The organism is Pseudomonas sp. M1 (assembly GCF_022760135.1).
Lineage (GTDB): Bacteria > Pseudomonadota > Gammaproteobacteria > Pseudomonadales > Pseudomonadaceae > Pseudomonas > Pseudomonas citronellolis.
Map to the genome: position 1 here is coordinate 3,290,458 of NZ_CP094343.1, position 25,481 is coordinate 3,315,938.

At 67.3% G+C, this 25,481-nt stretch carries 20 protein-coding genes; 7 read left to right on the forward strand and 13 right to left on the reverse strand.

The genetic code is table 11. The annotated features are described in order from the left end of the window. Nucleotides 1-102 precede the first annotated feature (102 nt). From pheT to PM1_RS14775, 3 genes are read right to left on the reverse strand one after another with little or no spacing between them, the layout of a single operon-like run. Nucleotides 103-2,415: a phenylalanine--tRNA ligase subunit beta gene (gene pheT / locus PM1_RS14765; RefSeq protein ID WP_009622123.1), complete on the reverse strand. Its 2,313-nt coding sequence runs from the start codon at nucleotides 2,413-2,415 to the stop codon at nucleotides 103-105. Beyond that, nucleotides 2,412-3,401: a phenylalanine--tRNA ligase subunit alpha gene (locus PM1_RS14770; RefSeq protein WP_009622121.1), complete on the reverse strand. Its 990-nt coding sequence runs from the start codon at nucleotides 3,399-3,401 to the stop codon at nucleotides 2,412-2,414. Before PM1_RS14770 ends, pheT begins: the two co-directional genes overlap by 4 nt. A gap of 38 nt (nucleotides 3,402-3,439) precedes the next feature. Further along, a complete protein-coding gene (locus PM1_RS14775; protein ID WP_009622120.1) occupies nucleotides 3,440-4,183 on the reverse strand; it encodes a response regulator transcription factor in 744 nt (247 codons plus the stop codon). A gap of 424 nt (nucleotides 4,184-4,607) precedes the next feature. Here PM1_RS14775 and PM1_RS14780 point away from each other — a divergent pair, with 424 nt between their 5' ends. Continuing rightward, nucleotides 4,608-5,738: an MFS transporter gene (locus tag PM1_RS14780; protein WP_009622118.1), complete on the forward strand. Its 1,131-nt coding sequence runs from the start codon at nucleotides 4,608-4,610 to the stop codon at nucleotides 5,736-5,738. A gap of 251 nt (nucleotides 5,739-5,989) precedes the next feature. Here the strand turns inward: PM1_RS14780 and PM1_RS14785 are convergent, their stop codons facing one another. From PM1_RS14785 to PM1_RS14820, 8 genes are all read right to left on the reverse strand, one after another. Continuing rightward, the gene (locus tag PM1_RS14785; protein ID WP_009622115.1) at nucleotides 5,990-6,850 is read right to left on the reverse strand and encodes an efflux RND transporter periplasmic adaptor subunit; all 861 of its coding nucleotides are present in this window, start codon (nucleotides 6,848-6,850) and stop codon (nucleotides 5,990-5,992) included. Between the two features lie 13 nt (nucleotides 6,851-6,863). Beyond that, nucleotides 6,864-7,076, reverse strand: coding sequence for a DUF1656 domain-containing protein (locus PM1_RS14790; protein WP_009622113.1), 213 nt, complete (start codon nucleotides 7,074-7,076; stop codon nucleotides 6,864-6,866). Beyond that, nucleotides 7,063-9,060, reverse strand: a complete 1,998-nt coding sequence (locus PM1_RS14795) for an FUSC family protein (RefSeq protein WP_009622111.1) — start codon at nucleotides 9,058-9,060, stop codon at nucleotides 7,063-7,065. The genes PM1_RS14790 and PM1_RS14795 overlap by 14 nt, the downstream gene beginning before the upstream one ends. Nucleotides 9,061-9,441: 381 nt before the next feature. Then, entirely contained in the window at nucleotides 9,442-11,052 is a 1,611-nt protein-coding gene (aceF, locus tag PM1_RS14800) for a dihydrolipoyllysine-residue acetyltransferase (protein WP_009622110.1), read from the reverse strand. Nucleotides 11,053-11,063: 11 nt separating this feature from the next. After that, on the reverse strand, nucleotides 11,064-13,712 hold the full coding sequence (aceE, locus tag PM1_RS14805; protein WP_009622108.1) for a pyruvate dehydrogenase (acetyl-transferring), homodimeric type: 2,649 nt from the start codon (nucleotides 13,710-13,712) through the stop codon (nucleotides 11,064-11,066). 218 nt (nucleotides 13,713-13,930) lie between these two features. Next, nucleotides 13,931-14,905, reverse strand: a complete 975-nt coding sequence (locus PM1_RS14810) for a DNA-binding protein (RefSeq protein ID WP_009622106.1) — start codon at nucleotides 14,903-14,905, stop codon at nucleotides 13,931-13,933. Nucleotides 14,906-15,057: 152 nt separating this feature from the next. Then, nucleotides 15,058-15,372: a hypothetical protein gene (locus tag PM1_RS14815; protein ID WP_009622105.1), complete on the reverse strand. Its 315-nt coding sequence runs from the start codon at nucleotides 15,370-15,372 to the stop codon at nucleotides 15,058-15,060. A 148-nt stretch (nucleotides 15,373-15,520) separates the two neighbouring features. Further along, entirely contained in the window at nucleotides 15,521-16,030 is a 510-nt protein-coding gene (locus PM1_RS14820) for a DUF4142 domain-containing protein (protein ID WP_009622104.1), read from the reverse strand. Nucleotides 16,031-16,199: 169 nt separating this feature from the next. On the opposite strand from PM1_RS14820, the gene PM1_RS14825 reads away from it, so the two are divergent. The 3 genes from PM1_RS14825 to PM1_RS14835 all read left to right on the forward strand — a co-directional run bounded on the left by PM1_RS14825 (nucleotide 16,200) and on the right by PM1_RS14835 (nucleotide 20,237). Beyond that, nucleotides 16,200-16,697 (forward strand): RNA polymerase sigma factor, encoded by a 498-nt coding sequence (locus PM1_RS14825; protein WP_009622103.1) that lies wholly within the window; start codon nucleotides 16,200-16,202, stop codon nucleotides 16,695-16,697. A gap of 52 nt (nucleotides 16,698-16,749) precedes the next feature. Then, the gene (locus PM1_RS14830) at nucleotides 16,750-17,712 is read left to right on the forward strand and encodes a FecR family protein (protein ID WP_009622102.1); all 963 of its coding nucleotides are present in this window, start codon (nucleotides 16,750-16,752) and stop codon (nucleotides 17,710-17,712) included. A gap of 164 nt (nucleotides 17,713-17,876) precedes the next feature. After that, nucleotides 17,877-20,237: a TonB-dependent siderophore receptor gene (locus tag PM1_RS14835; protein ID WP_372241104.1), complete on the forward strand. Its 2,361-nt coding sequence runs from the start codon at nucleotides 17,877-17,879 to the stop codon at nucleotides 20,235-20,237. Nucleotides 20,238-20,631: 394 nt separating this feature from the next. On the opposite strand, the gene PM1_RS14840 is transcribed toward PM1_RS14835, so the two are convergent. Then, nucleotides 20,632-21,009, reverse strand: a complete 378-nt coding sequence (locus PM1_RS14840; protein ID WP_009622100.1) for a hypothetical protein — start codon at nucleotides 21,007-21,009, stop codon at nucleotides 20,632-20,634. 185 nt (nucleotides 21,010-21,194) lie between these two features. Between PM1_RS14840 and PM1_RS14845 the strand changes: the two genes are divergently transcribed. Beyond that, nucleotides 21,195-21,740 (forward strand): GNAT family N-acetyltransferase, encoded by a 546-nt coding sequence (locus tag PM1_RS14845; RefSeq protein ID WP_009622099.1) that lies wholly within the window; start codon nucleotides 21,195-21,197, stop codon nucleotides 21,738-21,740. On the opposite strand, the gene PM1_RS14850 is transcribed toward PM1_RS14845, so the two are convergent. After that, nucleotides 21,716-23,104 carry an aminotransferase-like domain-containing protein gene (locus tag PM1_RS14850; protein WP_009622098.1) on the reverse strand — a complete coding sequence of 463 codons (1,389 nt, stop codon included), beginning with the start codon at nucleotides 23,102-23,104 and terminating at the stop codon, nucleotides 21,716-21,718. The genes PM1_RS14845 and PM1_RS14850 overlap by 25 nt on opposite strands. 150 nt (nucleotides 23,105-23,254) lie before the next feature. Here PM1_RS14850 and PM1_RS14855 point away from each other — a divergent pair, with 150 nt between their 5' ends. After that, the gene (locus PM1_RS14855) at nucleotides 23,255-24,535 is read left to right on the forward strand and encodes a hydroxymethylglutaryl-CoA reductase, degradative (RefSeq protein WP_009622097.1); all 1,281 of its coding nucleotides are present in this window, start codon (nucleotides 23,255-23,257) and stop codon (nucleotides 24,533-24,535) included. Further along, the gene (locus PM1_RS14860; RefSeq protein WP_009622096.1) at nucleotides 24,532-25,452 is read left to right on the forward strand and encodes a hydroxymethylglutaryl-CoA lyase; all 921 of its coding nucleotides are present in this window, start codon (nucleotides 24,532-24,534) and stop codon (nucleotides 25,450-25,452) included. The genes PM1_RS14855 and PM1_RS14860 overlap by 4 nt, the downstream gene beginning before the upstream one ends. The last annotated feature ends 29 nt before the right edge of the window (nucleotides 25,453-25,481 follow it).

Here is a 25,481-nt window from a genome sequence, read left to right on the forward strand (position 1 = left end):
ATATGCACTTCGTTATGAGGTGCATATTCCGCCCGTTGAGCAGCTGGACTTGCAGGAAACTTGGCGACGTCCGCCGTAAAAGAGCAGGAAATGGTGACTTCGCTATTCTCGAAGTGAGATTCCTTCTCCCAGAATGGCCTCCCTTGTTTTCCTCATTAACTCAACTATGTCTGCTTCGGTCAGTGAACGTTCCGGGTGCCTGAACGAGAGGCGTACCCCCAGACTCATCGTTCCTGCTGGCAGGTTTTCCCCTTCATAGCGATCAAATAGGCGGATTTCTTCCAGCAGGGGCGCGCTAGACATCTTGATCAGTTGTTCCAGTATCCGATATTCGTAGCCTCTTGGCAGTAATACCGAAATGTCCCGTTCCGCGGCGGGGTGGCGCTGGAGACTTGAGAATGTCGATGGATTGCTTGGCAGGGGCAGATCGAGTTCCGCCAGATAGATTTCTTTTCGCCCAAGCCTGTCTTCCAGGCTCGGGTGGATTCGCCCCGCATGGCCAATGACCTTGCCACCGTAGCCTATGCTGGCCGTGATGCACGGGTGTAGACCAGGTACCGTCGCCGGGCGCCAGTCGAGGCTGATATTGGCGCTAGCGGCCAAGGATTGCAGGATTCCTTTCAACAAGAAGAAATCCACTTTCCTTCCAGGGAGCCAGGAAGGTGCCTCGAAATGGCCGCATACCAGCAGCCCGATCTTTTCTTTTTCCTGCTTGCCGAAGACATGGCCGATTTCGAATAGCATGAGGTCGGTTTGCTGGTGATTGTTCCTGGCCAACTCCAGCAACCCCGGCCATAAGCTGTTTCTCAGTACGGATTTTTCATTGCTGAGGGGTTTGGTGAGTGCTACGCGCATCCCCTCGGCATCGAATACCTGATGCTCCTGGGGGCTGATAAACGCGTAATTTATCACCTCCTGGAAACCCGAGGCGGCCATCCAGCCGCGAATCGCGCGATGAGTGCAGTCGTTGATTCCTGGCGTGAAGTCCAGCTTCGGCAGTGTTTCCGGGATGTGCTCATAACCAACGAGTCTGGCAATCTCTTCCACCAGATCTTCTTCGTGCTGTAGATCGAACCGCCAAGTGGGTGGGATAACCTCCCAGGTCCACTTTGCGGGCGAAATGACACACCCTAGGCTGCCCAACAGCCGCTGCTGAATCTCCTCTGGAACATCCAGGGCCGCTATCTGTAGAAGTCGGGAGGGACGGTAGTGGATTGGCGCGCGAATGACGTCCGTTCCTGTGTCCACCATGCATTCACTCCTGTTGCCGCCCGCCAGTTCCACGATCAGCGCTGCCGCGCGGGCCAATGCGATGGGAGCCAGATTCGGGTCGACCCCTCGCTCGAAGCGGTACTGGGCATCGCTACCCAACTTGTGTCTCCTGGCACATCTGCGGACGGCCTGCGCATCGTAGTTCGCCGCCTCCAGAAGCAGGGAGGTGGTGCTATCGTTGATTTTTCTCGACATGCCCACCACCACTCCCGCCAGGCCAATGACTTCATGGCGCCGAGAGGAGAGTTGGGCGCTTACCACCATATCGGATGAAGTGAGTTGAACGGTTGTGCCGTTTCCCAACTCCAGGCTCTCTTTGGGGGACGCCCGTCGAACGGCAATCGAGATCATGTCCTGCTTTCGGTCGTAGGCCTGGAGCGGCTGGCCCAACTCGAAGGTGACGTAGCGGGTGATGTCGCTGACGTTGTTCTCCGGTGCCAGGCCTAGGGCGACCAGGCGGCGTTGAAGCCAGATCGGGCTGGGGGCGGGCCTGACTTCGTCAATGCTTGAGGCGACGAGACGCTTGCAAAGCGCGTCGGTGTAGAGGCGTAACGGTTTTTGCGGCGCACTGGCTGGTGCGGGGGCTGGGTTCTTGTACGGGATTTGCAGTTTGGCGGCAAGATCGCGAGCGACGCCCAGGATACTCAGGGCGTCAGCGCGGTTGGGCGTGACTTCCAACTCGAATACGACCTCGGGAGGCCAGTCCAATTTCATGCCAGGCGACATATCGGCGCCGAACTTCAAGGTTTGTTTTCCAGTCTCCGGCAGCGCTACGTCCGCTGTCGTGCAGATCGACGCCAAGGTCGCGGGTGTTCTGCTTCCCGGCAAGTCCGGGGGCGGTGTCGTTACGGATTCGGGAGGAAGGAAGACGACGCCAACTCGGTCGCCCTCGGTGAGATCGGGCAAGTCGCTGAGAACTGTATGGGTTGTGTTTCCGTCCCGGAGTTTTACCGGCCTGGGTGTCAGATTTGGCGCCAGTGGCGCGAGCGTTTCCACTTCGACGACAACGGCTGTTCGGGGGAGGCCGGCGAGTTGGATGCTCCTCTCGACATTCAAGCCAATGCCACAAAGCAGTTCGGCAGTCTCGGCGGGAGAGGGCAGGCCTGGCACCCATTCGGCCAGCCAGGAATAGGGCACTTTCATACGGCTGTCCCCCGAACCTGGCGGAGGAAACGAGTGTCATTCTGATGGAAGTAGCGAATGTCTGGAATTCCATAGGCAATCATTGCAAGGCGTTCGATACCCAGGCCGAAGGCGAACCCGCTGACGTTTCGATAGCCGACGCCCTCTAGAACATTGGGATGCACCATCCCGCAACCGCCGAGTTCCAGCCATTCCTGCTGGCCGCTGCGAGGGTTGTGCCACCAGACTGAAAATTCGGCCCCGGGTTCGACGAAGGGAAAGTAGGAGGGTTGAAGGCGGGTTTTCGCGCTGTCACCAAACAGGGCTGTCGCTACGGCGTTGATGGCGCCCCGCAAGTCACTCATGCTGATGCCCTCGCCCACTACCAGAGCTTCCAATTGATGAAACTGGGCTTCATGGGTCTGGTCTACCGCCTCGTTGCGAAACACCTTGCCGGGGGAGACGACCCTGAAGGGTGGGGCGTGGGTCTCCATGTAGCGCACCTGGACCGAACTGGTGTGTGTTCTGAGCAGACGGCCGTCGTGAGTCCAGAACGTATCCTGGGTGTCTCTGGCGGGGTGGTCGTCGGGGAAGTTGAGCGATTTGAAGTTGTAGTGGTCGCTTTCCAGTTCCGGGCCCGCGATAACTTCGTATCCCAGCGACTGGAAGATATCCAGCAACCGGCCGATGGTGCGGGTTAGAGGGTGCAGGCCTCCACAGGAGAGCGCGGCACCAGGGAGGGTGACATCCACGGACTGGTCGTTCAGGGCTTGCAACCTGGCTGCCGTCGCTAGATTGTCCTTCTGGATTTCTATCGCACCTAGGCAGTTTCTCTTCAACTCATTGAGACCTGCGGCCACCGATGCTCGCTCTGCTTCGGGCAGCTCTTTGAGGCGACTGAGTTCTCTGGTAATTAACCCTGACTTTCCTAGGTATTTTACTCTGAGTGTGTTCAGTTCCTCGATTGTGCTGGCCTTGTGTATTTCCGCGAGAATGTTTTCTATCAAGGTTTTTTCTCCTTGTTTTCCTGATCGGTGCTGGCTGGCTATATCCAGCCGTGGCTGATCGCGTGGCTCAAGGCTTGTGCGCGAGAGGTGACTTGGAGTTTCTTGTAGATATTCGAGAAGTGAAACTTCACGGTGGGCTCCGAGATAGAAATCAGCTGTCCTATTTCCCATGCTGTTTTCCCCATGGCGGACCACTTCAGTACCTCGAGTTCGCGGTCGGATAAAGGACTGCCACGGGCGTGCAGGCATTCGACCAACGCGGTCCGAATGGCCGGAGCTAAGGCACTGATAACGTATTTGTCTGTATCATCCAGTTGGTGGCTTTCCGTCAGGACCGAACAGATGACTGCCGAGTTTGTCTTCGCTGACTTCTGACAGGGTGGGGGAAGGTAGATGAACTCATGGAGGGACTTTCCTTCGGCGCTGCCATGGCCGATTGACTCCGGGCCCGGCGGCTTTGCCGCTTTCCACCAACGCGAGGAAGGGCTTTTCATTAAAGGGATCAATGAGCGTGGAGTGATATTGGACGCATAGGGCGGATGGCTCTCTGCAATGCCGTCCGAGTGGCGGGCCGACTCTATCGACAAAATAAGTGCTGGCGTTTCGCCTCCGCTTATCTGGAGAATGCTTACCTGGACCACCTCAAGGGCCTGGCGCATCCAGATAATGGCCTTTTCGACTGCGTCTTTGTTCTTCTCGGTAACACAGGTGATGACATGATCGGTCAGTGCTTCTTGGTCTTCTGGGCTCAACCATATTTTTGTCGTCTGTTTTTCTTTCATGGCAATGTCCCTTGCTGTTGTGTCCGATAGCTTTCCTTTTTCCGGGTTACAGACTGCCTTGCGGCGCCCTCAATGAAGAATTGCGTCGTTTCAGATTGTGGCAGGTCGGCGGATTTTTCAATTGACGACTTGCCAGGTGATTATCCACTTCTTTGTACGAAAAGTATTAGGTGTGTGAATTTTCTGTTTGGTTCTAATGGATAGGGATTACTGGGTGTAACTTTTTGAGGAGTTTTTAGGGTTGACCGTGAAAGTTCCTGTCTTGGATTGCAGCGTTTACCTTTCGTGTCGAAGAATTTTCTTGCAAGGTTGTCTGAGCCAACAAAATCTTCAACCTGTGGCTGCGGCATCTAAAGCCTTCTGGCTCGGCAGACGGGCGCGCATCGGGTAAGGTGCGCGCTTGCCTTGTCGTCCGGGAGGGACCATGTCGTCAGACCCCGCGCAGCCGCGCCTGCGCCGCGCCGATAACGATTCCCGCCGCGCCGCCCAGGTCCTGGGCCTGTGCCTGCCCGGCGACGTGGTGCTCTACCTGTTGCTGCCCATGTACGCCGCCGACTTCGGCGTCAGCCTGGCCCAGGCGGGCATCCTGCTGGCGGCCAACCGCCTGGTGCGCATCGTCGGCTACGGCTGGGTGGTGCGCTTCTACGCCCGCCACGGCGACCGCGCCACCTGCAGCCTGGCGGCCTGCGCCTCGGCGTTGTGCGCGCTGGGGTATGCGACGCTCTCCGGCGTCACCGCGCTGCTGGTGCTGCGCCTGATGTGGGGCCTGAGCTACGCCAGCTTCAACCTCAGCACCCAGACCCTGGCCACCGCCGAGGCCCAGGGCGCCGCGCGCCGCGCCGGGCGTTCGCGGGCGACCATTTCCATCGGGCCAATGCTGGCGCTGCCGCTGGCGGCGCTCATGGCCCAGGCCTGGGGGCCGCGCAGCGTGTTCTTCGTGCTCTTCGCCAGCGCGTTGCTGGGCCTGTGGCGGGCGCGCTCGCTGCCGGCCCGGGGGCACGACCTGCATACCCCGAGCGGGCGCCGCCTGCGCCTGCCGGACAGCATCGCCACCTGGTCCTTCATCGAGGGCGTGACCCTCGACGGCCTGTTCATCTTCGGCCTGTCGCTGTACGCGGAAAGCCACCTGGGCGGCACCGGCGTGCTGGTGGCGGGCATCCTGATGGCGGTGCGCTACCTCAGCGAGATGCTCTTCAGCCCCTTCGGCGGCCGCCTGGCCGACCACTTCGGCGCGCTGCGCATGCTGGTGACGCTGTCCCTGGCGACTTCGGCGGCGCTGCTGGTCTTCGGCAGCCACTGGCTGTTCGTCGGCGCCTTCCTGGTCCTGCTGCTGCGCGCCCTGCAGCTGCCGCTGGTGATGACCCTGGTGGCCCAGCGCAACCCGCAGAACCGCATCCAGGCCCTGGCCGGCAACGCCGTCTGGCGCGACATAGGCGCGGGCCTGGGGCCTATGCTGGCCGGCGTGCTGCTGCCGCTGGTGCCGGCCTTCTGGGCCTACGCCGGCGCTGCGGCGGTGCTGGCGCTCAGCGCGCTGGGGTGTGCCTGGCGGCGTTGAGCGTGTGGGTTCGATCGCGGACGGAGTCCGCTCCTACCCCTCCGGCAAACACAATGCCCGTAGGATGGTGTTGAGCGAAGCGATACTCATCGCCATGACCGCATGGGTTTCGCAAGCTCAACCCATCCTACGAAGAGCACCCCGGCGCGGCTTGTAGGAGCGCGCCCTGCGCGCGATTCGCGGGCAGGGCCCGCTCCTACAGGGAATGGTGCGGGCGGGGCGGCGTAGGAGCGGATCTCGTTCGCGATGCTCTAAGGGCTGGCCTCGATATTGACCGTGGCGGTCATGCCGGCGCTGAGGTGGATGTCCTTCGGCACTTCCAGCAGTTCGATGCGCACCGGGATGCGCTGGGCCAGGCGCACCCAGTTGAAGGTCGGCTCGACGTTGGCCAGCAGCTGGGTGTCGGGCAGGGCGTTGCGGTCGGTGATGCCGCTGCTGATGCTCTGCACCCGGCCCTTGAGCACGCGTTCGCCGCTCATCAGCGTCACCCGCGCGCGCTGGCCGACGTGGATGCCGGGCAGCTTGGTTTCCTCGAAGTAGGCGGTGACGTAGAACGAGCCCTGGTCCACCAGGGCCATGGCGGCCTGGCCGGTCTGCGCGTAGTTGCCCTGGGCCAGGCGCAGGTTGGTCACCTGGCCGTCGCGCGGGGCGCGCACCTCGCTGCGCTGCAGGTTGATCTCGGCCAGGCGCGCCGCGGCCAGGGCTTCCTGGTACTGGCTGTTGGCGATGTTGGCGTTGAGCTGCGCGGTCTCGCGGTCCTCGGCGCTGATCGCCGCGCTGGTCAGGCGCTTGCGGCGGTTGGCTTCGCTCTGCCGCAGCAGGTATTCCTGCTTGCGCGTCTCGGCCAGGGCGCGGGCCTGGTCGAGGTTGGCCTGGTAGCGGTCGCGGTCGATGCGCATCAACAGGTCGCCGGCCTTGACCTTCTGGTTGTCGACGATGGGCAGCTCGGTGACCCAGCCGGACACGTCCGGGGCGATCACCACCACGTCGGCGCGCACCCGGGCGTCCCGCGTCCAGGGCGAGAGCATGTAGTAGCGCCACAGCCAGAGCCCCGCCAGCACGGCGGCGGCGACCACCAGCAGGGTGGTCAGCACTCGCAGGAAGCCTCGCACGCAACGCTCCTCGTTATCCGTTGACGACGCCGGCGCACCAGGTGACGGCGGCCAGCAGCAGGGTGAACAGGGCGCAGTCGAACAGCGCCTCGTGCCAGATCCAGCGCCCCGCCGGCGTGGCCTGCAGCAGCTTGCGCAGCGCGATGGTCAGGGCCAGGGCGAGCAGCGCGTAGAGGAACATCGGGCTGACGTAGACGCCGCCCAGGGGCTGTTCAACCAGGGCCATGCTCGTCCTCCAGGTGGCACCAGGCGCGCCAGGTGTTGCTCAACTGGCGCAGCGCGGCGCGGGCCAGGCGGTTGTTCTCGGCCTGGTGGCCGGGGTCGCTGCGCAGGGCGGCGTCCAGTTCGTCGCAGAGTGCGTCCAGGCGCGCCTCGCGCCCCGGCGCCGGGCCGGCCTGGAACAGGTCGCCCAGGTTGTCGAGGAAGGCCTGCCGGCGCTTGCGCAGCACGCCGCGGGCGCCGGCCAGGCAGTGGCGCAGGTGCAGCAGTTCGCTGCCCATGTCCAGCGCCAGCAGGCCGTCGAGCCAGCGCCGCTGCATGGCCTGGGGCAGCAGCGCGTAGTGCCGCGCCAGGCGGATCAGGCGGTCGGCCATGCGCCCGCCGAACCAGCTTTCCGCCTGGTCCAGCGGGTAGCGGGTGAGGCGCCCCAGGTCCAGCGCCATGGCCTGGCCCAGGCGGCGGATCACCCAGTCCGGCGGCAACGCCAGCAGGCGGAACACCATGGCGGCGAAGCCCACGCCGATCACCGTGGCCTGGGCCGAGTTGAGCAGGCTGGCGAAGTCGTAGTGCATGTCGTTGCGCGGCGCGATGAAGGTGATGAACTGGATGGCGAAGGTGGTGGCGGTGCCGATCAGCGCCGGCGGCCCGGCCATGCCCAGGGCGGCGAAGAACAGCGGCACGCCCAGGGCCATGCACAGCAGGGGGAAGCCGTTCCACTGCGGCAGCAGCCACTGGTCCACCACTATGGCGGCCAGCAGCGCGTAGAGGATGCCGCGCAGGAAGCTCATGCTCAGCTCCACGGCGTTGTCGCGGTTGGCGAACAGGCTGCAGAGGATGCCGGCCATGAGCATGCCGCCCACCGCCGCCGGCCAGGCGCTGGCCAGCCAGAAGGCGGCGATGCCCAGCAGCGCCAGGGCGCTGCGCAGACCGTAGAACAGCGCCATCAGCCAGTCGCGGTGCCAGGACAGGCCGCTGCTGGCGGCGCCGCTGAACTCGCCGCTGGCCACCCCGGCGGCGGCCTTTTCGGCGGCTTCGACCTTGATCAGCAACACCGCGCAGCGCGCCAGGCAATAGCGCAGGTCGTTGTCCAGGGCCTCGTCGGCGCTGGCCTGCAGCAGGCGGTCGCGCAGCGCCTGCAACTGTTCGGGGGTGTGGCGCGGCAGCAGTGTCAGCAGCTCGTCGAGCCAGGGTTGCAACTGCGCTTGCGCTTCGGGCGAGAGCACCTGCCGCTGGCGCGACGCCCCGCGGGCGGTGCGCAGCAGGCTCAGCACGTCGCGCGACAGGGTGCGCAAGGCCAGCGCGCGGCGCTGGCCCTGGTGGCCTTCGAACCAGGCGTGGTCGCGCTGGGCGTCGGCGGCGACGATCCGGCCGAGCAACTGGAGGATGCCCTCCGGCTCGCGGGCCTGGCCGCGCAACGCGTTGGCTGCCGCCTGCAGAGCGGCGTCCAGGGTTTCGCGGGCGACCCGCGCGAGGTTTTCCTCGACCCGCTGCGGCCACAGGGTGGCGCTGACCACCGAGGCGCAGACGATGCCCAGGCAGATTTCCGTGCAGCGCGCCACGGCCTGGTCGAACACCTGCAGCGGCACGTTGATCGCCGGCAGGGCGATGATCGCCACCGTGTAGCCGGACAGCACGAAGGCGTAGGAGACGTGGTTGCGCAGCAGGGTCGAGGCGGCGGTGCACAGGCCCATCCACAGTGCCACCACCAGCAGGAACAGCCAGGGCGTCTGGGCGAACAGGGCCATGATGAGCACCGCCATGCTGGTCCCGACCAAAGTGCCGAGCAGGCGGAACAGGCCCTTGGCGACGACCATCCCGGACAGCGGCTGGGACACGATGAACACCGTCATCAGCGCCCATTGCGGCTGTTCCAGGTCCAGGCGGAAGGACAGCCAGAGGGCGATGCCGCCGGCCAGCAGGGTCTTGCCGGCGAAGCGCAGGGCAGGGCCGCTGGGGGCGATGAAGGCGGTCAGGGCAGGGCTGGCTAACACGGCGTCGACAGGCTCCGGCTTAGGCTTGCGGCCCGCTCAGGTGGCGCGCATCAAGGGCGGCGCGGCCCCGTTATCGGGAAGCATAGTCGATGGGGGCGGTTCGCTTTGGGGCATGGGGGTTAGAGGGAAGGAGGTTGGCAGTGGAGTGCGGGTGGCGTCCGTTGCCCTCACCCCAGCCCTCTCCCGGAGGGAGAGGGCGTTCGGAGTGGGGGGATAATGCGGCGCCAGCCGGCGGGGGCGTAGGGCGGATAACACCATAGGCGTCAGGGGCTTTTCGTAGGATGGTGTTGAGCGAAGCGATACCCATCGCCATGACCGCATGGGTATCGCTTCGCTCAACACCATCCTACGGGTCGTTTCCGGAAGGTTGGGCGGCGCGGATCACAGCAGCAGCGTTCGGATGTCCCCCAGCAGTTCGCCCAGGCGTTTGGTGAAGCGCGCGGCGGCGGCGCCGTTGATCACCCGGTGGTCGTAGGACAGCGACAGCGGCAGCATCAGCCGCGGCTGGAAGGCCTTGCCGTCCCACACCGGCTGCAGGGTGGCCTTGCTCACGCCCAGGATCGCCACTTCCGGCGCATTGACGATCGGCGTGAAGCCGGTGCCGCCGATGTGGCCGAGGCTGGAGATGGTGAAGCAGGCGCCCTGCATGGCGTCGGCCGAGAGCTTCTTGGTGCGCGCCTTTTCCGCCAGTTCGGCGGCTTCGGCGGCCAACTGCAGCAGGCTCTTGCGGTCGACGTCGCGGATCACCGGCACCAGCAGGCCGTCCGGGGTGTCCACGGCGAAGCCGAGGTGCACGTACTTCTTGCGGATCAGCGCCTTGCCGCTGGGGGCCAGGGAGCTGTTGAAGTCCGGTAGTTCCTTCAGCAGGTGCGCGCAGGCCTTGAGCAGGATCGGCAGGATGGTCAGCTTGGTGCCGGCCTTTTCCGCCACCGCCTTCTGCGCCACGCGGAAGGCTTCCACCTCGGTGATGTCGGCCGACTCGAACTGGGTCACGTGGGGCACATTCAGCCAGCTGCGGTGCAGGTTGGCGGCGCCGACCTGCATCAGGCGGGTCATGGCCACTTCTTCCACTTCGCCGAACTTGCCGAAGTCGACTTCCGGGATCGGCGGGATGCCCGCGCCGCCGGCGCCTGCCACCGCACCTTTCGGCCGTTGCAGCTGCTGCTTGACGAACAGCTGCACGTCTTCCTTGAGGATGCGGCCTTTCGGGCCGGTGGCCTGCACTTCGGCCAGCTCGACGCCGAACTCGCGGGCCAGCATGCGCACGGCGGGGCCGGCATGGACCTTGGCGCCGTCGCGGCTGGGCGCGCCTACCGGTGGCGGCGCCTCGGCCTTCGCCGGCGCGGCGGCGGGCTTGGCTTCCGGCGCAGGTGCTTCCGACGCTGCCGGTACCGAGGGTGCTGGAGCCAGGGCCGCCTCGCCCTCGGCCTCCAGTTCGAGGATTTCATCGCCTTCCTTCAGGGTGTCGCCGAGCTTCACCTTGAGGGCCTTGACCACGCCGGCGGCGGGCGAGGGGATTTCCATGCTGGCCTTGTCGGATTCCAGTGTCAGCAGGCTCTGGTCGGCCTCGATGCGCTCGCCGACCTTGACCATCAGCTCGATGATCTCGCCCTGGCCGTTGCCGATGTCTGGCACGCGCACGGTCTGCACGCCACCGCCGCCGCTTGCCCGAGGCGCCGGCTCGGGCGCTGCGGCCGGTGCCGCCTTGGGTTCCTCGGCTGCGGGAGCGGGTGCCTCGGCCTGGGTTTCAGTGGCGCCACCCTCGGCCTCCAGTTCGAGGATTTCGTCGCCTTCCTTCAGGGTGTCGCCCACTTTGACCTTGATGCTTTTCACCACCCCGGCCTTGGGCGCGGGGATTTCCATGCTGGCCTTGTCGGACTCCAGGGTCAGCAGGCTCTGCTCGGCCTCGATCTTGTCGCCGACCTTGACCAGCAACTCGATGACTTCACCCTGGCCGTTGCCGATGTCGGGTACGCGGATCAGCTCACTCACAATGCTTCTCCTCAGCAGTCCAGGGGGTTGCGCTTGTTCGGGTCGAGGCCGAGCTTGACGATGGTCTCGGCGACCACCTTGGGCTCGATGTCGCCGCGGTCGGCCAGGGACTCCAGCGCGGCCAGGACGATCCAGCGGCGGTCCACCTCGAAGAAGTCGCGCAGCTTGCGGCGGCTGTCGCTGCGGCCGAAGCCGTCGGTGCCCAGCACCTTGTATTCCTTGCCCGGCACCCACTGGCGGATCTGCTCGGCATACAGCTTCATGTAGTCGGTGGAGGCGATGACCGGGCCCTTGCGGCCTTCCAGGCATTGCTCGACGTAGCTCAACCTGGGCTTCTGCTCCGGGTGCAGGCGGTTCCAGCGTTCGGTGGCCAGGCCGTCGCGGCGCAGCTCGTTGAAGCTGGGCACCGACCAGACGTCGGCGCCGATGCCGAAGTCCTCGCGCAAAATCTTCGCCGCGGCTTCCACCTCGCGCAGGATGGTGCCCGAGCCCAGCAACTGCACGTGGTGGGCGGCGTCCTTCCTGTCCTCCTCCAGCAGGTACATGCCGCGGATGATGCCTTCCTCCGCGCCGGCGGGCATCGCCGGGTGCGGGTAGTTCTCGTTCATCACGGTGATGTAGTAGAAGATGTTTTCCTGCTCCTGCAGCATCCGCCGCGCGCCGTCGTGGATGATCACCGCCAGCTCGTAGGCGTAGGTCGGGTCGTAGGTGCGGATGTTCGGGATCACCGAGGCGAGCACGTGGCTCTGGCCGTCCTCGTGCTGCAGGCCTTCGCCGTTCAGGGTGGTGCGCCCGGCCGTGCCGCCGAGCAGGAAGCCGCGGACCATGGCGTCGCCGGCGGCCCAGGCCAGGTCGCCGATGCGCTGGAAGCCGAACATCGAATAGAAGATGTAGAACGGCAGCATCGGCTGGCGGTAGTTGCTGTAGGCGTTGCCGGCGGCGATGAACGAGGACATGGCGCCGGCCTCGGTGATGCCTTCTTCGAGTATCTGGCCCTTCTTGTCCTCGCGGTAGAACATCAGCTGTTCCCTGTCGACCGGCTCGTACAGCTGGCCCACCGAGGAATAGATGCCGAGCTGGCGGAACATGCCCTCCATGCCGAAGGTGCGCGCCTCGTCGGGGATGATGGGGACGATGCGGGGGCCCATTTCCTTGTCCTTGAGCAGCTGCGAGATGATCCGCACGAAGGCCATGGTGGTGGAGATTTCGCGGTCGCCGGTACTGTCGAGCAGGGCCTTGAGGGTGTCCAGCGGCGGCACCGGCACGCTGAAGGCGTTGCCCGGGCGGTGCGGCACCGAGCCGCCCAGCTCGGCGCGGCGCTCGGCCAGGTACCTGGCCTCGGCGCTGCCGGGCTCGGGTTTGTAGAAGGGCACTTTCTCAAGGTCCGCGTCGCGGATCGGGATGTTGAAGCGGTCGCGGAAGGCGCGCAGGCTGGCCACGTCTATCTCGTGGATGTTGTGGGCGATGTTCTTCGCCTCGCCGGTGCCGGTGCCGTAGCCCTTGATGGTCTTGGCCAGGATCACGCTCGGCTGGCCCTTGTGGTTCACCGCCGCGTGGTAGGCCGCATAGACCTTGTAGGGGTCGTGGCCGCCGCGGTTGAGGTTCCAGATTTCCTCGTCGGAGAGGTCCTTGACCATCTCCAGCAGCTCCGGGCGGGTGCCGAAGAAGTGCTCGCGCACGTAGGCGCCGTCCTTGGCCTTGTAGTTCTGGTAGTCGCCATCCACCGCCTCGTCCATCCGCGCCTGCAGCAGGCCGGCGGTGTCCTTGGCGAACAGCGGGTCCCAGAGACGGCCCCAGATGACCTTGATGACGTTCCAGCTGGCACCGCGGAACACGCCTTCCAGTTCCTGGATGATCTTGCCGTTGCCGCGAACCGGGCCGTCGAGGCGCTGCAGGTTGCAGTTGACCACGAAGATCAGGTTGTCCAGCTTCTCGCGCCCGGCCAGGGAGATGGCGCCGAGGGACTCGGGCTCGTCGGTCTCGCCGTCGCCGAGGAAGCACCACACGCGCTGCTGGCCCGGGGGGATGAAGCCGCGGCTTTCCAGGTACTTCATGAAGCGCGCCTGGTAGATCGCCTGGATCGGCCCCAGGCCCATGGACACCGTGGGGAATTGCCAGAAGTCCGGCATCAGCCAAGGGTGCGGGTAGGACGACAGGCCGTGGCCGTCCACCTCCTGGCGGAAGTTCTCCAGCTGTTCCTCGCTCAGGCGCCCCTCGATGAAGGCGCGGGCGTAGATGCCGGGGGAGGCGTGGCCCTGGAAGTAGATGAGGTCGCCGCCGTGTTCTTCGGTGGGGGCGCGGAAGAAGTAGTTGAAGCCGATGTCGTAGAGCGTCGCCGAGGACGCGAAGGTGGAGATGTGCCCACCCAGGGACGGGTCCTTGTGGTTGGCGCGCATCACCATGGCCAGGGCGTTCCAGCGCACCAGCGAGCGGATGCGCCGTTCCATGAACAGGTCGCCGGGCATGCGCGCCTCGTGGGTCACCGGGATGGTGTTGCGGTACGGGGTGGTGATGGCGTAGGGCAACTGGGTGCCGGTGCGGCTGGCCAGCTCGCCCATGCGCGTCATCAGGTAGTGGGCGCGCTCTTCGCCTTCGCGGTCGAGCACCGACTCCAGGGCGTCCAGCCACTCCTGGGTTTCAACGGGATCGATATCGTGCATTGCGGAATACCTTGCCGGTTGCGATAGGTCCACGCTTGTTCAGCGCCCCGGGCAATCCCCCGGCCGAAGGGGCCGGAAAGCCGCTGGACCAATCGCCGGCAGGGCCGACGTCCCGGCTTGCGGGAGGCTGCTGGTCGCTGCGAAAGAAACCCGGGTGGTCGCTATAGCCTAGCTGGCAAGACGCGGGGCGCCACCGGCAATAAGTCGCAGAAGGCCCTTCAGGGCGCGCCCGGCGCTTCGTCGCGCAGCGCCAGGCTCAGCTCCTGCAGGCGCTGTTGCAGGGCCTGCAATTGCCGGGACTGCTCGCGGCCGTGCTGTTCCAGGCGCGCCAGTTCCTCGCCCTGGGCCTGGTTGCGCTGTTCCAGCACCGAGCGGGCGCCGTCGGCCTGGGCCCGCTCCTGGCGCAGGGCTTCCATCGCCAGGGCGTGGCGGGCCAGTTGTTGCTGCTGTTCCTGCTGCTGGTCGCGCAGCAGGCGGGCCTCGGTGAGCAGGCGCGCGTTGTCGCGGTTCAGCCGCGTCAGCTCGTCCTGGCGCGCGGCCAGGTGCTGCTGCGACTGGCGCAGTTCTTCCGTCAGCTGCTGCAGCTGGGCCTGGTGCTGGCGTTGCTCCTGTTCCCGCTGTTCCTTCGTGGCCTGGCGCTGCTGCTCCAGGGCGAAGCGGGCGTGGTTGTGCTTTTCCTCCAGCGAGGCGATCTGCGCGTCACGCTCGCGCAGGCGGCTTTCCAGGTCGCCGGCGGCCTGGCGCAGGCGCGCGCTGGTCAGCTCGCCCTGGTGCTTCTGCTGGCGCGTCTGTTCCAGCTGCTCGCGGGTTTCCCGCAGTTGCGCCTCCAATGCCTGGTTCTGCGCCTGTAGCTGCTCGATGTGCGCCTGGGCGCTGCGGACCTGCTGCTGGTAGTCCAGGCGCTCGCGGGACAGCCGGGCGCGGTCCTCGGCCACCGAGTCGCGGGCTTCCTGCTGCAGGCGCTCGGCCAACTGAGTGACCAGGTTGCCCAGTTCCTCGCTGAAGGCGAGGGGGCGTCCGGTCGTGCCGCCGGCTTCCGCCTCCAGTTCCTTCAGGTAGCGGTGGATGGTGGTCTTGGAACCGGTGTTGCCCAGCTCGACGCGCAGGGCATCGATGCTCGGGTTTTCCCCGCGGGCCAGTATGGCCATGCGTGCTTTCTGTACCAGTGCCTTGTTGATTCCGCCCCGTGCCATGGCCGCTCCAGTAATTTCGTACCGTACTACGTAGCATGTAATTACATACTAAAAATACGCAAGACGAAAGCGTCCAATGCGCCGCCCGTGAGGGCGGCGCGTAGGGGGGATTCGAAGGTCGATGAGCAGAGTGAGGCGGACGTGGCGCCGGTTCAGCGCCGACGGCTCACCAGGCAGACGGCGGCCAGTGCCCCGCAGGTGGCGGCGAGGATGAGCGCGACCTGCCAGGGATGCTCGCTGGCGTAGTCGCCGCCACGGCGCAGCGCGCGCCGGCCCTGGTAGGCCAGGCGGTCGCCGATGGCCTGGCAGTCGTCGCTCAGGTGGCGCAGGCGCGCCTTGAACGCGGGGATGTCCTTGGCGGCCAGCTCGCGGCCGCCATCGAGCAGCGCCGTCAGCTCGTCGACCAGGTTCTGCAGTTCGGCCACGCCGTCGTGGCGGCGGGAGGGAAACCATCGATGCGGGGTCATGGGGTTCTCCTGTGGTGTCTTCGGGCGGCCTGGTCCGGGGCGTTGCCCGGCGCCGTCCGCGGTTGATCGTCCCCAGTAGGTTTAGCCTGTTTCCTTCGGCAGAGGCCGGCGCCCGACGAGGGTTCGGGGATTCGGATGGCCGCGGCGCTCAGCCGGAACCGTGGGCCTGGGCCAACTGGCGGGCCATCTGCAGGTGCAGGCGCAGCACCGCCAGGTTGTTCTGGGCGAATTGCCGCAGGTCCTCGTCCTCGGTCTGTTGCGCCGCTTCGCTGAACAGCTGCAGCGCCTCTTCCTGGGCGCGGACCTGGCTGCTGGCGAAGGCCGCGTCGAAGTCGTCCTGGCGCGCCTCCAGGTCCTTCAGCCTGGCGCGGCTGGCCTCGTCGGGCCCATCCGCCAATTGCAGCCGGCGGCTTTCGGCCAGGGTCTTGAGCTGGACCTGGGCCTTGGTGTTGTCGTCGATGAGGTGGACGGCGAAGGTCTTCACGTCCGCCGAGCGGCTCTTGCTCAGCGCCAGCTTGGCCGCGCCCACATTGGCCAGGCTGGTGGCCGAGGCGCGGCTGACGAAATCCTGCACCCCGGCATCGGCCGCCAGCAGCGGTGCGGATACCAGCAGGGCGCCCCAGAGCAGGGCGCCGCGGAGGATGCCAGTGCCTTTCATATTCGATGCTCCTTACTCGTTGCGTTGCGTCTACATGGGTTGACGGGCGCAGGCGCCCCGGGGTTCCGGAGGCTTGCCGGGGAAATGCCGCGGGAAGTTGCCGGGCGGAGATTGCACGTGGAAAACAGGAAGCATTACCATTTGCTGATTCTTCGCGTTTATTCCTCCCATGCCCGCCAAACCCCCGCGCAAGCCTGGCCTCTTCGAACACTACGAGGAGCTCATCGGAGCCTGGACCCGCCGCCTGCGCAATCGGCACGAGGCGGAGGACCTGGCCCACGACACCTACCTGCGCCTGCTGGAAGCCCCGCAGGCCACGGTGGCGCAGCCGCGCGCCTACCTGCACCGCACGGCGCGCAACCTGGCCATCGACGCCTTCCGCCGCGAGCAGGCGCACCCGCCGGTGGGCATGGAGCACCTGGACGAGCACGAAGCGCCCGACGGCGACCCGGAGACCACCATGCACGCGGTACAGCTGGCCAGTTCCATCGAACGCGCCCTGGCCGAACTGCCGGCCAATTGCCGCAAGGTATTCGTCTGGCAGAAGCTGGAGGGGCTGTCCCAGGCGGAAATCGCCGAGCGCCTGGGGTTGAGCAGGAACATGGTGGAAAAATATATGATCCGTACCCTGCGCCACCTCAGGGACTGCCTGGGCGACACACCGTGATGAAGGACCAGCCAGTGAAACCGAGCCCAAGCACCTCGCCGGGGAGCGCCCCATGGCGTTGACCGAACACCCGCGCGACGCCGCCGCCCGCTGGTTCGCGCGGGTGCAGGACGGCGCCCTGGACGCCGCCGAGCAGGCCGCCTTCGACGCCTGGCTGGCGACGCCGGAACACCGCCATGAATTCGAGCAGCTGCAGCGCCTGTGGGGCGCCGCCGACCTGATCCCGGCGCAGCGCCTGCGCGAACTGGCTGCCGACGAGCCGGTCGCCTTGCGTCCGCAAAAGACCCGACGGCGCTGGCCGGCGTTCGCCGCGGCGGCCTGCGTGGCCGGGCTGGCCGCCGGCGTCGCGCTGTTCAGCGGCTGGGGCCGCGACTACAGCGCCGAGTTCCACACCGCCCTGGGCGAGCGCCGCCAGGTGGAGCTGCCCGACGGCAGCCAACTGGAGCTCAACGGCAATACCCGCCTGCAGGTACGCTTCCGAGACCTGCGCCGCGACGTGACCCTGGAGCGCGGCGAGGCCATGTTCAGCGTCGCCCATGCCGCCGACAGGCCCTTCGTGGTCGACGCCGGCCTGGGCGCGGTGACCGTCACCGGCACGCGCTTCGACGTGCGCCGCGACGCCGACGAAGTGCGGGTGGCGGTGGAGGAGGGCAAGGTACGGGTCGCCGGGCGTGAAGCGGCCAGCGCCGAGCAATTGCTGACCGCGGGCCTGGGCACGCACATCGACGCCCAGGGGCGGGTGGCGCCGGCCACGGCCACCGACGTCGCCGCGCAGACCGCCTGGCGCGACGGGCGCCTGGTGTTCAACGGCGCGAGCCTGGCCGAAGTGGCCCGCGAGGTTTCCCGCTACCGCGCCCAGCCGCTGCGCGTCGGTAGCCCGGAAGTGGCGAAGATGCGCCTGACCAGCGTGTTCCGCGTGGACGACACCAACGCCCTGCTGATGGCGCTGCCGCACCTGCTGCCGGTCAAGGTGCGGACCTTGGCCGACGGCTCAAGCGAAATAATTCTCCGTTAGATTCAGGTTTTCATCGCCCTGTTTCGTCTTCCCCGGCAAAGGCTCGCAAGGCCCGTTTCCTGCGCGCCGCCATTGGGACCTCAAGGAACAGGAACATCGTGACCAACCCTTCGCTCCGCCGCTCCAACCGCACCGCCCGCCACCTGCTGCCGCTGGCCCTGAGCCTGGCCATCGGCGCCGCCATCGGCCAGGCCCAGGCCGCCCAGGTGGACATCCGCCCGATGCCGCTGAACGACGCGCTCAAGCAACTGGGCCAGCAGACCTCGCTGCAACTGTTCTTCACCCCCGACCTGGTGGAAGGCAAGCAGGCCCCGGCGGTCAGCGGCGAGCTGACTCCGGAACAGGCCCTGGAGCGCCTGCTGCGGGGCAGCGGTCTGGACTACGAAGTGGTCGGCAACGGCATCGTCCTGCGCAAGCGCGCGGCCGGCGCCGACGAACCGCTGCAGATGGAGTCCTCCGAGGTGAAGGTGGTCGGCGACTGGCTGGCCGACGCCCAGGAGCGCGACGTGCAGAACCACCCCGGCGCGCGCACCGTGGTGCGTCGCGAGGCCATGCAGGAGAAGGGCGTGGTCAGCGTGCGTGAAGCCTTGCGCGGCATTCCCGGCGTGCAGGTGCAGGACAACAATGGCACCGGCGGCAGCGACGTTTCCCTCAACGTCGGCGTGCGCGGCCTGACCTCGCGCCTGTCGCCGCGCTCGACCATCCTCATCGACGGCGTGCCGGCCGCCGTGGCGCCCTACGGCCAGCCGCAGCTGTCGATGTTCCCCGGCGTGGCCGGCAGCTACGACAGCATCGACGTGGTCCGCGGCGCCGGCTCCGTGCGCTACGGCCCGCAGAACGTCGGCGGGGTGATCAACTTCGTCACCCGCGCCATCCCTGAGAAGTTCTCCGGCGAAGTCGGCACCACCGTCGAGCACGCCGGCCACGGCGGCTGGAAGCAGATGCACAACGCCTTCATCGGCGGCACCGCGGACAACGGCATCGGCATGGCCCTGCTGTATTCCGGGGTGAAGGGCGACGGCTACCGCGACAGCAACAACCACAACGACATCGACGACGTCACCCTGAAGACCCACTGGGCGCCCACCGACGCCGACGATTTCGCACTGAACCTGCACTACTACGACGGCACCGCCGACATGCCCGGCGGCCTGACCCAGGCGCAGTACGACCACGACCCCTACCAGTCGGTGCGCGACTACGACAACTTCCGCGGCCGCCGCAGCGACGGCTCGTTCAAGTGGACGCGCAAGATCGACGACCTGACCCAGCTGGAAGTGCTGACCTACTACAGCGACAGCTTCCGCGGCAGCGACATCGCCAACCGCGACCTCAAGACAATCGCGTCCTACCCGCGCGACTACCACACCTTCGGCTTCGAGCCGCGCGTCTCGCGGATCTTCTTCGTCGGCCCGACCACTCAGGAGGCGAGCATCGGCTACCGCTACCTGAAGGAAGACATGGAAGAGCGCGCCTCCCAGGTGGCCCTGGTGAACAACGTGCCGACGCCGCAACCCGGCGCCGACGGCCACATCTACCAGGACCGCACCGGCGGCACCGAGGCCAACTCGCTGTACATCGACGACAAGATCGACGTCGGCAACTGGACGGTCACCCCCGGCATCCGCTTCGAGCGCATCTCCACCGACTGGCAGGACCGCCCGGTGCTGGACAACAAGGGCAAGCCGGTGCAGGCCAAGAGCCGCAGCAAGGACTACAACGAGCCGCTGCCGGCGCTGAGCGTGATGTACCACGTCTCCGACGCCTGGAAGCTGTTCGCCAACTACGAGACCTCCTTCGGCAGCCTGCAGTACTTCCAGCTCGGCCAGGGCGGCCGCGGCGACCAGACCGCCGACGGCCTGGAGCCGGAGAAGGCGCGCACCTACGAGATCGGCACGCGCTACGACGACGGCGCCTTCGGCGGCGAGGTGACGCTGTTCTACATCGACTTCGACGACGAACTGCAGTACATCAGCAACGACGTGGGCTGGACCAACCTGGGCGCCACCAAGCACCAGGGCATCGAGACCTCCGCGCACTACGACCTGGCCGCGCTGGACCCGCGCCTGGAAGGCCTGACCGCCTACGGCACCCTGACCTATACCCGCGCCACCTACGAAGGCGAGATTCCCGGCTTCAAGGGCCGCGACCTGCCATTCTACTCGCGCCAGGTAGCGACCCTGGGCCTGCGCTACGTGCGCGACCGCTGGACCTACAACGTCGACGCCTTCGCCCAGTCCGCCCAACGCGCCCCCGGCCCGAGCACCAACGCCGACGGCAGCTTCACCCACGACTACATCACCGAGCCGACCGCCGACGGCCAGTACGGCGACATCCCAGGCTACGCCTTGTGGAACGCCCGGGTGGGCTACGACTTCGGCCCGCAACTGTCCAACCTCAAGCTTGGCGCGGGGGTGAAGAACCTCTTCGACAAGGAAAGCTTCACCCGCTCCAGCGACAACAACGCCGGCATCTATGTCGGCCAGCCGCGGACGTTCTTCGTGCAGGCCAGTGTGGGGTTCTGAGGGGACAGTTCGGCGTCAGCCGGAAACTCCGATGTTGCCGGCTGGCACGGCGTTTCGCCTGAGCACGGAAGCCCCCTCTCCCTTCAGGGAGAGGGCTGGGGAGAGGGAACGGAGTTTGATCCGAGGTACGGTGTTTCTCCGGACGCCATGTTTCCCCCTCCCTAACCCTCCCCCGCAAGCGGGAGAGGGGACTGTCCGGTGTGAACAGGAAGTCCTGAGTCAGCCGGAAAGGTCTGCACCGCGCTCGCGTTCCGTAGGATGGGTTGAGTTTGCGAAACCCATGCGGCCATGGCGATGGGTATCGCTCCGCTCAACCCATCCTACGCCGGGGTTTCGGCTGGCACGGCTTCTCGTAGGAGCACGCCCTGCGCGCGATTTCGCGGGCAGGGCCCGCTTACACGCTGAACCGGCGAATCGCCTCCAGCACCGTTTCGCGGTCACCACGCAAGGGCTGCCTGCCCAGGTATTCGACGAACCGCGGATCATCCAGCAGCGCCAGGAAACGCCCACCATCCTCGGTCAGGCGTTCGCCGTCGCTGGGAGTGCCGACCTCGTTGCCGTGGTAGATGCCCTCCAGCAACCCCAGGCGGCGCAACAGATCGGTGAGGATCAGGGCGTTGGCGATGACCACGTCGGCATCCGGCGTTTCCGCGCCCAGGCGGCGGTGCAGTTCGGCGTGGTAGTGGCGGGCGATGGCCTCCACCGGGAAGGGCCCGCCGTCGGCGCGAAGGGCGCCGTCGAGCAGGCGCCGGGTCAGTTCCAGGTCGATCATGGCTTGGCCTCCGTCACTGCGTGCGGTCTCCTCGCATGGATATTTCAATGGTTCCGCAGCCCCCTGGAGCGGCGGGCCGGCCCTGCTCGTAGTAAAGCAGGCGCCAGGGCTGCCGTCAGCGCAGGTGCCGACAGCGCCAGGCTGCGCTAGGCTGGCGAACCGTCATCGCCCGAAGAACCCCCGCCATGTCGACGCCACCCGTGGAGTACCGCCTGACGACCCGCGACGCCGTGCTGGTGCGCCCCAGCCTGGCGCTCTGCGAGCCCTTGCGCCGGGCGCTGCAGGACAGCTACGCGGAGCACGCGCCCTTCCTCGACTGGGTGACCCCGCAGGTGAGCGCCGAGCAGGTGCTGCGCTCGCTCAAGGGCGCCATCGCCAACTACGCCGCGCCATTGGCGGAGAAGCGGCTGTTCCTGCTGTCCGCCGACCGCGCCGAGGTGATCGGCTGCATCGGCCTGCAGCCGCGGGGCAGGGGAGAGAGCTACGTGATCGGCTACTGGGCCAGTTCGCGCTTCGCCGGCCAGGGCTACCTGAGCGCGGCGCTGCGCGAAGTCTGCGGGCAGTTGCCGCGGGCCCGGCTGTACCTCACCACGTCCTCGGCCAACCCGCGCAGCCAGCGCCTGGCCGAGGCCGCCGGCTTCCGCCTGGTGCGCACCCTGCGCGGGGTGCGCAACGATGCCTGGCACGGCACCCAGGACACCCTCATCTACCGTCGTGAGCCACGGGCTTGACGCACGCAGGCGGCGAACAGCGGGTCCTGCAGGTAGGCCACGTTCAGGCGCATCCAGGGGTTGGCCTGGCCGCGGTCGGTGCTGAAGATCGCGCCCGGCGCCAGGGCCAGGGCCTGGGGCAGCACGTCGCGGGTGAAGGCCTCTGCGTCGTCGATGTGCGGGAAGCGCGCCCACAGGTACAGGCTCTGCTGCGGGCGGCACAGCACTTCGGCGCCCAGCGCGTCCAGCACCGCGAGCCCGGCGTGGGTGGCGGCGGCGACCTGGGCCTGCAGGCGGGTGAGGTGGCGCAGGAAGTAGCCTTCGCCCAGCGCCACGTCCACCGTGCGCTCGCACAGCTCCGAGCAACTGGTGTGCAGCAGCATCTTCAGGTCCGCCAGTTCCTCGATGCGCTCGCGGCTGCCGGCGATGAAGCCGACCCGCAACGAGGCCGAGATCGACTTGGAGAAGCTGCCGACGTAGAGCGTGCGGCGTAGCTGGTCGAGGGTGGCGACCTTGATCGCCGAGCTGGGCTTGAAGTCGGCCATGGCGTCGTCCTCCACCAGCAGCAGGTCGTGCTCGTCGGCCAGTTTCAGCAACTGGTGCGCCTTCACCGGCGAGATGTCCGAGCCGGTGGGGTTGTGCCCCACCGACTGCAGGAAGAACAGCTTCGGCCGCTCGCGGCGCAGCAGTTGCTCCAGCGCCTGCAGGTCCGGCCCGTCGGCCAGGCGCGGCACGCTGAGCATGCGCGCGCCCTGCAGTTGCAGCTTGCCGAACAGCGGGTAGTAGCCGGGGTTCTCCACCAGCACCGCGTCGCCGGGGGCGACGAAGCGCCGGACGATCAGGTCCAGCGCATGGTTGGCGCCGTGGGTGGTGAGGATCTGCCGCGGGTTGCCGTCGATGGCGTAGCCGGCCAGGCGGCGCACCAGGCTCTGGCGCAGGGCCGGGTTGCCCAGGCGGTTGCCGTAGCGGAACAGCGAATTGGCGTCGGTGCGCAGCACCTGGCGGGTGAAGCGGTCCAGGCGCATGTCCTGCAGCCAGGCCACCGGCGGGAAGCCTTCGCCCAGCGGCGCCCGGGCCGGCTCGTGGACGAACTGCTGGCGCATCATCCAGATGGTGTCCAGGGCGCGGGTGTAGGGCAGGGGTTCCTCGGCCTCGCTGCTGCGCGGGGCGCTGGCGCGGACGAAGAAGCCCTTGCCGTGGCGCGCTTCCACCAGGCCCTGGGCGGCCAGCAGTTCGTAGGCGGTGATCACGGTGTTCTTCGAATGGCCGTGCAGGCGCATGTATTCGCGCAGCGAGGGCAGGCGGTCGCCGCGCTGCAGCGCGCCTTCGCGGATCTGCCGGGCGAGGGACTGGGCGACCTGTTCGGCGAGGGTCTGGCGGGGCACAGCGGTCTCCGGGGTGTCATGGGTACAGTGTGGGTACTGTTGGGGCGAACTGTACCTTCATCGGCGGGACCAGTCATAGCACCTTGGGGCCTCGGGCGGCCCGGCGCCACCCGCATCCCACTCCACACAAGAATGACAATGGACGCCCCGATGCTCATCGATTCCCGCCTTCCCGCATTCCGCAACCTGTCGCCACGCCAGCGCCTCGACCACCTCGCAGCCCTGTTGCAGCTGCCCGAGCTGCAGCACCTGGCCACGCCCGGCGCACTGCCGCTGGAGGTGGCCAACGGCATGATCGAGAACGTGCTCGGCACCTTCGAGCTGCCCTACGCGGTGGCCAGCAACTTCGTGGTCAACGGCCGCGAGCTGCTGGTGCCGATGGTGGTGGAGGAGCCGTCGATCGTCGCCGCCGCCTCCTACATGGCCAAGCTGGCCCGCGCCGGCGGCGGCTTCCAGACTTCCAGCAGCGCGCCGCTGATGCGCGCCCAGGTCCAGCTGGTGGGCCTGGGCGACCCGTTCAACGCGCGCCTGGCGCTGCTGCGGCACAAGGACGAGATCGTCGAGCTGGCCAACCGCAAGGACCAGCTGCTCAACAGCCTGGGCGGCGGCTGCCGCGACCTGGAAGTGCACTGCTTCGCCGACAGCTCGCGCGGGCCGATGCTGGTGGCGCACCTGATCGTCGACGTGCGCGACGCCATGGGCGCCAACACCGTGAATACCATGGCCGAGGCCGTGGCCCCGCTGATGGAGCGCATCAGCGGCGGCCAGGCGCGCCTGCGCATCCTCTCCAACCTCGCCGACCTGCGCCTGGCCCGGGCCCAGGTCCGTATCGCCCCACAGCAGTTGCAGTCGCCGGACTACAGCGGCGAGGCGGTGATCGAGGGCATCCTCGACGCCTACTGCTTTGCCGCCGTCGACCCCTACCGCGCGGCCACACACAACAAGGGCATCATGAACGGTATCGACCCCCTGATCGTCGCCACCGGCAACGACTGGCGCGCCGTGGAGGCGGGCGCCCACGCCTACGCCTGCCGCGGCGGCCACTACGGCTCGCTGAGCACCTGGGAGAAGGACGCCGAAGGACACCTGGTGGGCAGCATCGAGATGCCCATGCCGGTGGGCCTGGTCGGCGGCGCCACCCGCACCCATCCGCTGGCGCAACTGTCGCTGCGCATCCTCGCCGTGCGCAGCGCCCAGGAACTGGCCGAAATCGCCGTGGCCGTGGGCCTGGCGCAGAACCTCGGGGCCCTGCGCGCCCTGGCCTGCGAAGGCATCCAGCGCGGCCACATGGCGCTGCACGCGCGCAACATCGCCCTGGTGGCCGGCGCTCGCGGCGAGGAAGTGGACTGGCTGGCCCGGCGCCTGGTGGAAGCCGGCGACGTGCGCGCCGACCGCGCCGTGGAGCTGCTGCGCGAAAGGCGCGGCGCATGAGCGGCTTCGTCAGGATCGTCGAGGTCGGCCCGCGCGACGGTCTGCAGAACGAGCCACAGGTGCTGCCGGTGGAGGCGCGCATCGATCTGGTCCGGCAACTGGCGGACGCCGGGCTGCGGCACATCGAGGCCGGCGCCTTCGTCTCGCCGCGCTGGGTGCCGCAGATGGCCGGCAGCGACGAGGTGCTGCGGCGCCTCGGGCACCGGCCCGGGGTGCGCTTCAGCGCCCTGGTGCCCAACCTGGTGGGCCTGGAGGCGGCGCTGGCGGCCGGCTGCGAGGAGGTGGCGGTGTTCACCGCCGCCTCCGAGGCCTTCTCCCAGCGCAACATCAACTGCTCCATCGACGACAGCCTGCTCCGCTTCGAACCGGTGCTGGCCCTGGCCCGCGAGCGGGGCGTGCGGGTGCGCGGCTACGTGTCCTGCGTGCTCGACTGTCCCTACAGCGGCCCGGTGGCGCCGCAGCAGGCCGGCGAGGTGGCCGAGCGCCTGCATGCCCTGGGCTGCTACGAGATCAGCCTGGGCGACACCCTCGGCAAGGGCACCCCGGACGCCACCGCGCGGCTGCTGGAGCATTGCGCCCAGCGCCTGCCGCTGACGGCGCTCGCCGGGCACTTCCACGACACCTTCGGCATGGCCCTGGCCAACCTGCACGCGGCGTTGCAGGCCGGGGTGCGCACCTTCGACAGCTCGCTTGCCGGCCTCGGCGGCTGCCCCTATTCGCCGGGCGCCGGCGGCAACGTCGCCACCGAGGACGTGCTGCACCTGCTGCACGGCATGGGCTACGCCACCGGTATCGACCTGCCGGCCGTGGCCCGCCTGGGCACCCTCATCAGCCGCCGCCTGGGCCGGCCCAACGCCTCGCGCGCCGGCCGCGCCCTGGTGGCCGCCGAGCGCCGCTGCACCGCGCCCGCACTCTGACAACAAGAAGCCCGGCAGGGCAGGAGACT

Coding starts and splice junctions, on each gene's coding strand:
- PM1_RS14840 (WP_009622100.1), bottom strand. CDS start 21,009: ATGATCGACCTGGAACTGACCCGGCGCCTGCTCGACGGCGCCCTTCGC.
- PM1_RS14775 (WP_009622120.1), bottom strand. CDS start 4,183: ATGAAAGAAAAACAGACGACAAAAATATGGTTGAGCCCAGAAGACCAA.
- PM1_RS14845 (WP_009622099.1), top strand. CDS start 21,195: ATGTCGACGCCACCCGTGGAGTACCGCCTGACGACCCGCGACGCCGTG.
- PM1_RS14820 (WP_009622104.1), bottom strand. CDS start 16,030: ATGAAAGGCACTGGCATCCTCCGCGGCGCCCTGCTCTGGGGCGCCCTG.
- PM1_RS14830 (WP_009622102.1), top strand. CDS start 16,750: ATGGCGTTGACCGAACACCCGCGCGACGCCGCCGCCCGCTGGTTCGCG.
- PM1_RS14860 (WP_009622096.1), top strand. CDS start 24,532: ATGAGCGGCTTCGTCAGGATCGTCGAGGTCGGCCCGCGCGACGGTCTG.
- PM1_RS14780 (WP_009622118.1), top strand. CDS start 4,608: ATGTCGTCAGACCCCGCGCAGCCGCGCCTGCGCCGCGCCGATAACGAT.
- PM1_RS14815 (WP_009622105.1), bottom strand. CDS start 15,372: ATGACCCCGCATCGATGGTTTCCCTCCCGCCGCCACGACGGCGTGGCC.
- pheT (WP_009622123.1), bottom strand. CDS start 2,415: ATGAAAGTGCCCTATTCCTGGCTGGCCGAATGGGTGCCAGGCCTGCCC.
- PM1_RS14855 (WP_009622097.1), top strand. CDS start 23,255: ATGCTCATCGATTCCCGCCTTCCCGCATTCCGCAACCTGTCGCCACGC.
- aceE (WP_009622108.1), bottom strand. CDS start 13,712: ATGCACGATATCGATCCCGTTGAAACCCAGGAGTGGCTGGACGCCCTG.
- PM1_RS14810 (WP_009622106.1), bottom strand. CDS start 14,905: ATGGCACGGGGCGGAATCAACAAGGCACTGGTACAGAAAGCACGCATG.
- PM1_RS14790 (WP_009622113.1), bottom strand. CDS start 7,076: ATGGCCCTGGTTGAACAGCCCCTGGGCGGCGTCTACGTCAGCCCGATG.
- PM1_RS14825 (WP_009622103.1), top strand. CDS start 16,200: ATGCCCGCCAAACCCCCGCGCAAGCCTGGCCTCTTCGAACACTACGAG.